The sequence below is a fragment of the Intrasporangium sp. genome, from assembly GCF_032907665.1.
Classification (GTDB): Bacteria; Actinomycetota; Actinomycetes; order Actinomycetales; family Dermatophilaceae; genus Intrasporangium.
On sequence record NZ_JAJJPG010000147.1, the window covers coordinates 1 to 8,255 of the forward strand.

The window sequence follows — 8,255 nt, forward strand, 5'->3', positions numbered from 1 at the left end:
CGCTGCCGCGCCAGCTCGCGGCCGATGGCGAGCCCGAGGATGCCGCCCCCGACGATCCCGATCGTGCGCTCAGCCGCCATGGCCCGATCTTCGCGCGTCAAACGGCGCGAACGCGACCGCGCCGGTCAGTCGAGCAGCCCGCGCATCGTCGAGATCTCCGCCTCCTGGGCGCTGACGACGGCCTCGGCGAGCACCTTGACGTCGGGGTTCCTGGTCGTCTTGAGATCTCCTCGGGCACAGACGACCGGAACGACCCCGGTCCGGCGCGGCAAGGAAGGGGAGCGGGGTTCGATGAAGATTCACTGAAGCCGGGCACCACCGCTTTGGCTGACCCACGTCACGAGCACCCTTGCCAGCAGGACGGATCGGCGCTACGTTAGGCCCGCCCCATCACGGATCGTCGTCAGGGGAAGACATGCGCGACCTCCGCAGCGCTCGTGCGCAGCGAGCCATCACCGACGAAGAGCACGAGGCGTTGAATCTTCTCGTCATGGGCCTGAGCCGTGAGGTGATCGCGCGGAGGCTGAGCCGGAGCATCCGGCACGTCCACAGGCTCATCGCGTCGGCCAAGGCCAAGGTGGGGGTCCGCAACGAGCTCCAGCTGGCCATCGCGGCCTACCGCCTTGGGCTGCTCCGCCCGGGCACCTACCTGCTCGAGCCCCCGGCGAGCCCCGGTGCCGCGCTGCCCACACCCGCGCGGCGGAATGCTGGCCTCCCACTTGGCGCAGCCGACGATGGCTGAGGGGGTTGGCGCCCTCTGGAAAGCGCTCGGCCCCAAGGAAGATGACGTCAGACAGGGGATCGCCTCCGCACCGGGACCGGAGCGGGTCGCCCATGACGGACCTCTTCTCCGGCTTGAGGGCGTCGGGGTCACGTATCTCGGCCCGGTGCCGGTCCCGGCGTTGCAGGGGGTGGACCTCGTCGTCGGCCGGGGCGAGTACCTGGCGATTGTGGGTCCGTCGGGTTCCGGAAAGAGCACGCTGCTCAACATTCTCGGTTTGCTCGACCGACCAACTGCAGGCCGATATGCCTTCGGAGGGGAGGACACTGCGCTGATGCCTGAGTCGGCACGCACGCGAGTGCGTTCGACGCAGATCGGCTTCGTGTTCCAGTCCTTCCACCTCATGCCCCACCGAACGGCCAGTCAGAACGTCGCCATGCCGCTGATCTACCGCGGAGTTCGGCGTCGGGACCGTCGCCGAATCGCCCGCGAACAACTGGCGATGGTTGGGTTGGCCGACCGCGCGGAGGCCCTGCCGATGACGATGTCGGGGGGTGAGCGTCAGCGTGTGGCCATCGCACGAGCCCTCGCCTCGGGGCCTTCCCTCCTTTTGTGCGACGAGCCGACCGGAAACCTGGACTCGACAACGGCTGCGGGGATTCTGGCCACCATTGACAGCCTCAACCGGTCCGGCCTCACGGTCGTGATGATCACCCACGACATGGACGTGGCTGCCCACGCCGACCGCACGGTTGTCATTCGGGACGGAAGGCTCTCAACCCAGGTCTGAGCCCTGGCTCAGCCGAGCCGCAGTGCGTCTGCGGGCTCCGTGCGGCCGGCTCGCCATGCAGGCAACAGGCCCGCGATGAGCCCGGTCAGTCCCCCGATCAGCACCCCGGCCGGGGCGACCCACCAGTTGGTGGCGGGCGTCCATCCTTGGAGTATCGAGACGACGACCACGACACAGGTCCCCAAGGAGGAGCCGAGGATGCCCCCGACCAGCCCCAGCCCAGCGGACTCGGCAAGAAACTGCGCCAAGACCTCGCGGCGCCGCGCGCCGACGGCCCGGCGCAGGCCGATTTCGCCGCGTCGCTCGAGCACACTGACGAGCATCGTGTTCATGATGCCGACTGCGCCACCCAGCAGACTGACCCCACCCAGGACGAGCAACAGTGCGCGCATGTCCGCGTCCACTTGGGCACGAATCCGGTCCGGTGCGGGCGTATAGGACGCCTGGAGGAGGTGCGGCTTGGCAGGTGACATCGCCAGGGGCGCCTGCTCGGCGATCACGCGCGTAGCGCCAGGCGCGGTTCGGATGTGCACGGCCTCAGGACCCGCTGCTGCAGTGAGTCTCTGCGCCGTGCCGACCGGGACGAGGACGGACGAGTCGAGGTCGACGTCCTTGGCGCGGGATGAGTAGATGCCTCTGATGGCATACGCGGCAGCATCGATGAGCACCACCTGCTGGCGACTGATGTCGGTGATGCCGAGTCGCTCGGCCGCCGTGACCCCCAGGACGACGATGCGATCGGCGCGCTCGGAGTGCCCGACGTCGAACATGCCGCCCTGCTCGAAGTGCAGGTCAACCGCGTGGGACAGGGCTGGAGTCGCGGCTTGTACGTGGGTATCCGGGTCTGGGGCGTCCAACGGGTCCAGGGCCGAGATCGCGCTGACGTGGAACTCGGTGCCCAGATCGGCCCGGGCACCGACCGCCTCGACGCCATTGAGCACGGCGACGTCGTCGAGGTCATTCCAGTCCAGGACGGTCTCGCCTGAACGCGAGGGGGTCTCCGTGATGGTCACCGTCGTCGACGAGATCGCCTCGAAGTGCGATGAGACCTGGGCGCCGGCCGTGTTCGCGAGTCCAGTCACCGCGATCAGGGAGCCGACGCCCAAGGTGGCGCCGAGGGCGGTGAGGAGGGCGCGGGCTGGACGAGCCGTCACCGACAAGGCCGCCTCGACCACCACGTCCCCCCATCTGGTCATGGCCTCGACACCGCCACGCGGTCTCCTGGAGTGAGCGTGCCGCCGCGCGGCGTGATCTGAACCATGGAGTCCGACGCCAGGCCCAGGGTGACCTCGACCTTCTTGGTGACCTCTCGTCCAGGTGTGGTGTCCGTGACGTGGTCGACGTACGTGCGGCCATCGGCCGCCGTGTAGACCGCAGCCACTGAGACGGCAAGCACCTCGTCGTCAGTCGCGGCCACGGGGAAGCGCACGCGGACATTCGCGCCCACGGCCTCGAAGAGGTCCTTCGCCGGCGTGACCCTGATCGAGAGCAGGCCCGCCTCATTCGCCCGGGTGCCGACCTTCGCGACCTTTCCGAGCATGTCTATGCCCCAGGACTTCTCGATGATGCCGGCCTCCTGTCCTTGACGGATGAGCACGCCCTCCTCGCGGGGTACCTGCACCACGATCTCGGCTGTCGTGCCAGTGAGGGTGAAGGCCTTGGAACCCGGCACCTGCCCCACGGTGGCATCGACGCTCCGGACCACCCGGGGCAGGGACGGCACCACGATCAGCTCGCCCCGAGGTATCGCTGTGCCTGAATGCGCCGCGATCGAGTCACGTCGTGCCTCTGCCTCCGCGAGATCTTCACGGGTGGCGGCGATGGCGGCCTTGTAGCGCGACACGTCAGGCCCCTCGAGCAAGACAGCCAAGCCCTCCCTGGCCAACGCGAGGGCTGCGTTTGCCTGGGCGATGGCCACGTTGTCTCCGCTCCCCTCCACCTGCGCCACCTCCCGCTGGGCCGCCAGGACCTCAGCCTTGGCTGCGAGGATCTCGCCGGGGCTGGCCTCGACATCGGCCTCGGCCAGCGCGGCCTCTGCCTCGGCCAGGGCGGCTCGCGCGTCGTCGACGACGTCCTCTGCCATGTCGAGGCTGATGTCGTCGGAACCGGTGTCAGTTTCGGCTGGCGCGTAGCCGAGGGCTTGATAAAGGGCCGCGACCGCGGCCTCTGTCTCGTCGTCGTACCGGTCGTCAGGCTTGCCGGGGTGGTGCCCGAGTCGGCGGAGCGCGTGTTCGAGCTGCTTGACGTCCGGCCCGTGGCTGCCCGGTCCCAGTGTCCGATGCATGGGTATCGATCCCTCGATCACGAAGACCGGGCGCCCCGAGACCTCCGCGAGGACGGCCCCTTCCTTCACCGTGTTCCCCACCTTGGCCAGACGCCCGGTGTAGACCGGCTGACCGGGGGAGTCTGCGTGGACATCCCCGACGAGACTCGCTTCGAACCGCGAGGACTCAACGACCTCCCCCCGAGCAACCACCGCCGATTCGAGCCTGGTGCGTTCGACTTGCGTCGTGACCAGTGACGGAGTCGGCGGGGCGGCAGCGACGTCGGATGGGTCGGTGATCAGCGTCGCGGCTCCCCAACCGAGGGTGGCGGCGACCACGGGAGCGACGACGAGAGGGAGTGTCGCGCGAAGGTTGCGATTGGTCATGACCAGCTCCCTTGTGCGCGCGCGTCAGCCGCCCAGTGCCGCATACGCGTCGTCGAGCACGTCCGCATAGTCGCCCGAGCTCTCCCCCCAGCACTCGGCGTGGTCGACTGCAGCGCCACGTTCGAACTCGAACAGCTGGTCGACGACGGCCTCATCCAGCTCGACCCTACTTTCTCTGGGCTCGTCCTCACGGGTCAGCTCGGCCAGACGGCGGAAGATCTCGTCACTGACGACCTCGTCGAAGCCGAGTATCGTTTCCGCCTCCCAGCCGCGCTTCCCCATGCATGACTTCCAGTCCGCGTCGATCTGACGGAAGCGCGCATCCGAGGTGATGCGCGTTCTCAGGGCGTTGGCCGTCTCATCGACAGCAGCGACTCGCTCCTCGAACTCCGACTGAGCCAGCGCCTCTGCCGTCACCGCGCACCCGTCGTCTCCGTTCAGGGCCGCCTCGTAGGCCAGGCGCTCGCTGTTGCCCAAGGACTCGCGATAGTCCGCGTTCTTCGAGGTTCTGCCCTGTTGCGGCGTGGGTGAGCGCATCAGGCCCGCTTCCACCACTCCGAAGCCGTGGCTGGCGGCATGCTCGACGTCGTAGGCCACGTCGAACAGCCGGCTGTCGGGGTCGGTCGCTCCCGGTGTCCCACTCGATCCGCTCGCCGACCACTCCTCTGCGAAGTAGTCGAATCCCTCCTGAGCCATGCAGGATGCGACTTCCGTTTCGCGGAACTCCCACTGCTGACGCATGAGTTGTTGGATCGACGCGTAGGAAATGGCGTCCGCGGCGGTGCTGTCCGAGGAGCAACCCGCCGCGCTGGCGGCGAGGGCCACCGCTAGAAGGACACGGACACGTCTCACGTCACTTCACCTCACTCACCTGTGGGACCCCACGAGCCGCGAAATGACTCAGGATCGCTCTGGCCGCGGGCGTCACCGGAGCCTGAGCCGCCGCGCGATCATGGTCGAACTCGAACTTGAAGTAGCCCCACAGCCACTCCCACGGGTCCTCTGCCAAGCTGCTCAGGTAGGCGTCTCTGATCGACGCGAATCGCGCAGTCCCAGCCCTGCCCAGCGTGGTGGCCGACCCATCGCGGACGACGTTCAGAAGGCCGATCATCTCGACGAGGTGCACCCTGTCGGCCTCATCGGCCGAGGCCCGGATCCGCTCATCGACCGTGTCGGCGAGACGGTTCCAGGCCGTGGTCACCTCTGCAATCGTGCACGCGTCGGTGCCGCGGACCATGAAGTGGGCGGCCACCTCCCATGGGAGCTCGGCCCACGTCTCGGGGCCGCACACGCCCTGTGGCGCCTTGACCCGGGAGAGATCTGGGTGCTTCACGAGTGCGGCGACTTCGTGGTCGAACTGTGTCGCTGCGAGCGCCAGGTTCGCGGCGACCACCTCGTTGTCGATGTAGCCCTGCTGGCCCGCGGCCCAGGACAGGTAGTCCTCGACGATCCGGACCTGCTCTGGAGAGAGGAAGGCGCCGCCGGAGTTGCGTTGGATGATGCCGAGTGAGGCGACGCTGGTTGCGGCTGTGGGCCCGTCGAGTTTCCTGAGAGCCTGGGTCGTGATGAATCGCTCCCAGACCCCGGAGTTGTGGTCGTAGTCGAGGTCAGTCAGGACGCCGGACACCTCGGGACCGAGCGCGGCGAGGGCGGCGACCGACATCATGAAGTCGAAGGGTTGGCCGGAGTCCGTGACGCGGAAGGTGCGGCCGCCGGTGTGGTCGGCTTCCACCTGCGCGGGCCCCCACTGTGCGGCCAGCGTCTCGTCAGGCTGCGGCTCGACCGAGGGCACCGACTCAGTCTGTCCCGGCGCAGCCGTCCGCGCTCCCTCGGGTGACGTACAGGCACTCATGGACAGGACCAGCACGGCGGCCGTCAGCGCGATGGCGATACGCGTCAATGTCTCTCCCGGTTCGAGGACTGAGGAGGGGCCAGCAGGCCGCCAGCCCCTCCTCAGCGGTCATCCAGCTCAGATGGAGGTCCAGGCGGTGTGCGACTTGGAGTAGCTGCCCTTCCAGTGCACACCCGTCGTGGCCATGTCATCCATCGACGTCCACCAGATCGACTCGACCCGGCAGGCTGTGCCGTCGTGGTATCGCTTGGCCCAGGTGCTGGCGTGGCGCACGTCGCTGAAGTTGCACTGATAGCCGGAGCTCGTCCAGCTGATGCTGGGGGGCCATCCGAGCGTCAGGCTCCCGCTCCCTGCGGACAGGTCGATGTTGCCTGCAACCCGGGTGTACGTGGCGCCGTAGTCACGGGAGTAGTTGGAGACGTTGTAGACCTTGCACCATGCCTTCCATCCGCTACCACACGCCGTGTAACCCCTCACGTACGTGTAGGCGTTGCCGTGACCCGTCCAGTAGTCATTGTCGGACTCGTAGCCCGCCTGTGCTGGGCCCGCAGCCATGCTGACCATCACCATGGCTGCGGACGCTGCCGCACCAAACCATGCGCCGATACGCCTCATCTGTTGTATCCCTCTCGTCTCGCACACGTCAGGACCGCGTCGGTCCTCTTCCTGCGAGGACCGGAGTGGATCTTCGCCGACCCGTCGCACGAACGAGGATCCTTACCCGAAGTAGGACGAGTCAATGTATCTGGCATGAATCGGACACAAACCTCTCCGAACCGAGCCGAGGAGTGAGCGTCAACGGCGTCATGTGAGCAACTGCGTGCTCGACGGTCCGAGGAGGGGCTGAATCAGTCCGTGGACGCAGGGCTCGGTCGGCTGCCCACCATGAGCCCGATGGCGCCCGACTGGACGGCGATGCCGTCCTGGTTGGTCAGGGTGAAGCCCTGGGAGAGAACGCCCGCGTCCCGGCCGACGTAGGCCGGGTGCCCGTGATCTGCTCCGTGACGTGCACCGTGGCCCCGTTCCGGATCGGGGCATGGAAGGTCCATCCGTCGACGCCTAGCAGGGCGACGGGGCCACACTCTCATGACGCCCACGCCGTGGCGCGGAGGTCCGGAGCCCGGGACGGCCTCAGAGCTCGCGCAGGTAGCAGAGCATCCGGTAGTCCGCGCCGGGCTGGATGTTGGTGAAGCCGTGCCGCTCGTAGAAGCGCCGTGTGTCCGTGTCCACCTCGTCGACGTTGATGTGCACCTCGCACGTGCCGCGCTCCGAGGCAATGCGGATCGACTCGAGGAGCAGCGCCGTGCCGATCCCCTGGTCGCGCAGGTCGGGCCGCACGTAGAGCTCCTCGAGCTGCGCCAACAGGCCGTCGTAGTAGGGCGTCGGCCGCAGGGTGAGGAAGGCGAGCCCCACCGCCTCGCGCTGGTCCCCGTCGTCCTCGGCGAGCAGCACGAGCACGTCATCTCGGTCGAGCAACGTCCGGAAGCGGCGCGCGAAGGTCTGCGCGTCTGGTCCAGCCGTGTCGAACTCGTCGTTGAAGTCCTGAAGGAGCCGACCGACGACGTCCGCGTCGGACGGTCCTGCCGCTCTCGTCATCATCTCGTCACCGCGGTGGCCATCCCTCGACGATGCCCCGCACGACACGGGACCGGCAACCGCTTATCCGTTGGGTCTCGTGGACGCGGCCGGCGCCAGTTGAGCTGGTCCCTCTGTCTATGCCTGCCGCTCGATCTCGTCCACGACGAACTCGGCGATCGCCAGGCTGGACGTCGCGGCCGGGGAGGGCGCGTTGCGGATGCTCGTCACCCCGTCGCCGTGGGTGATCCGGAAGTCGTCGACGAGCGTGCCGTCGCGCTCGACCGCCTGAGCCCGAACCCCGATGCCGTTGCGGACGACGTCGGCCGCGCCGATGTCCGGCACATAGCGCTGGGCCACCTTCATATAGGCCCGCGTCGACATCGAGCCAGCCAGCTCCGTGGCACCCGTGCGCCAGTGGACCCTCGCCAGCTGCCAAAAGCCGGGCCACGAGACGGTGGCCCCGGCGCAGAGGTCACGCAGCAGGCCGTGTCCGCGCGTGCACAGCCGCCCCTTGAGGCTGCCCGGCTGGTAGTAGAGCCCGGCATGCACGACGCCGGAGTTGTGCCCGGTCTGGTGTACGGCGAGTCCGCTCCGATGACACGCCTCCGCACGCACTCCTGGCGGTGCTCAACGGACCGGTCACCTTGGGCGCGGGTCGAGCTCA

Annotated in this window: 11 protein-coding genes; 2 read left to right on the forward strand and 9 right to left on the reverse strand. The window is 68.1% G+C overall.

Translation table 11 applies throughout. The annotated features are described in order from the left end of the window. Positions 1-125: 125 nt before the first annotated feature. Positions 126-272 carry a hypothetical protein gene (locus tag LOY02_RS16335; protein ID WP_317183430.1) on the reverse strand — a complete coding sequence of 49 codons (147 nt, stop codon included), beginning with the start codon at positions 270-272 and terminating at the stop codon, positions 126-128. A gap of 143 nt (positions 273-415) precedes the next feature. On the opposite strand from LOY02_RS16335, the gene LOY02_RS16340 reads away from it, so the two are divergent. Then, a complete protein-coding gene (locus tag LOY02_RS16340) occupies positions 416-742 on the forward strand; it encodes a hypothetical protein (RefSeq protein WP_317183431.1) in 327 nt (108 codons plus the stop codon). Continuing rightward, positions 735-1,511 carry an ABC transporter ATP-binding protein gene (locus LOY02_RS16345; protein WP_317183432.1) on the forward strand — a complete coding sequence of 259 codons (777 nt, stop codon included), beginning with the start codon at positions 735-737 and terminating at the stop codon, positions 1,509-1,511. The genes LOY02_RS16340 and LOY02_RS16345 overlap by 8 nt, the downstream gene beginning before the upstream one ends. Before the next feature lie 8 nt (positions 1,512-1,519). Here the strand turns inward: LOY02_RS16345 and LOY02_RS16350 are convergent, their stop codons facing one another. From LOY02_RS16350 to LOY02_RS16385, 8 genes are all read right to left on the reverse strand, one after another. Continuing rightward, positions 1,520-2,707 (reverse strand): ABC transporter permease, encoded by a 1,188-nt coding sequence (locus LOY02_RS16350; protein WP_317183433.1) that lies wholly within the window; start codon positions 2,705-2,707, stop codon positions 1,520-1,522. Beyond that, entirely contained in the window at positions 2,704-4,161 is a 1,458-nt protein-coding gene (locus LOY02_RS16355; protein ID WP_317183434.1) for a peptidoglycan-binding domain-containing protein, read from the reverse strand. Before LOY02_RS16355 ends, LOY02_RS16350 begins: the two co-directional genes overlap by 4 nt. 24 nt (positions 4,162-4,185) lie before the next feature. After that, a complete protein-coding gene (locus LOY02_RS16360; RefSeq protein ID WP_317183435.1) occupies positions 4,186-4,986 on the reverse strand; it encodes a hypothetical protein in 801 nt (266 codons plus the stop codon). 28 nt (positions 4,987-5,014) lie between these two features. Beyond that, positions 5,015-5,953, reverse strand: a complete 939-nt coding sequence (locus LOY02_RS16365) for a hypothetical protein (protein WP_317183436.1) — start codon at positions 5,951-5,953, stop codon at positions 5,015-5,017. A gap of 177 nt (positions 5,954-6,130) precedes the next feature. After that, positions 6,131-6,568, reverse strand: coding sequence for a hypothetical protein (locus tag LOY02_RS16370; RefSeq protein ID WP_317183437.1), 438 nt, complete (start codon positions 6,566-6,568; stop codon positions 6,131-6,133). 293 nt (positions 6,569-6,861) lie between these two features. Beyond that, a complete protein-coding gene (locus LOY02_RS16375; RefSeq protein WP_317183438.1) occupies positions 6,862-7,062 on the reverse strand; it encodes a hypothetical protein in 201 nt (66 codons plus the stop codon). Between the two features lie 82 nt (positions 7,063-7,144). Then, a complete protein-coding gene (locus LOY02_RS16380; RefSeq protein ID WP_317183439.1) occupies positions 7,145-7,612 on the reverse strand; it encodes a GNAT family N-acetyltransferase in 468 nt (155 codons plus the stop codon). A 114-nt stretch (positions 7,613-7,726) separates the two neighbouring features. Further along, positions 7,727-8,206: a hypothetical protein gene (locus LOY02_RS16385; RefSeq protein ID WP_317183440.1), complete on the reverse strand. Its 480-nt coding sequence runs from the start codon at positions 8,204-8,206 to the stop codon at positions 7,727-7,729. Positions 8,207-8,255: the final 49 nt, after the last annotated feature.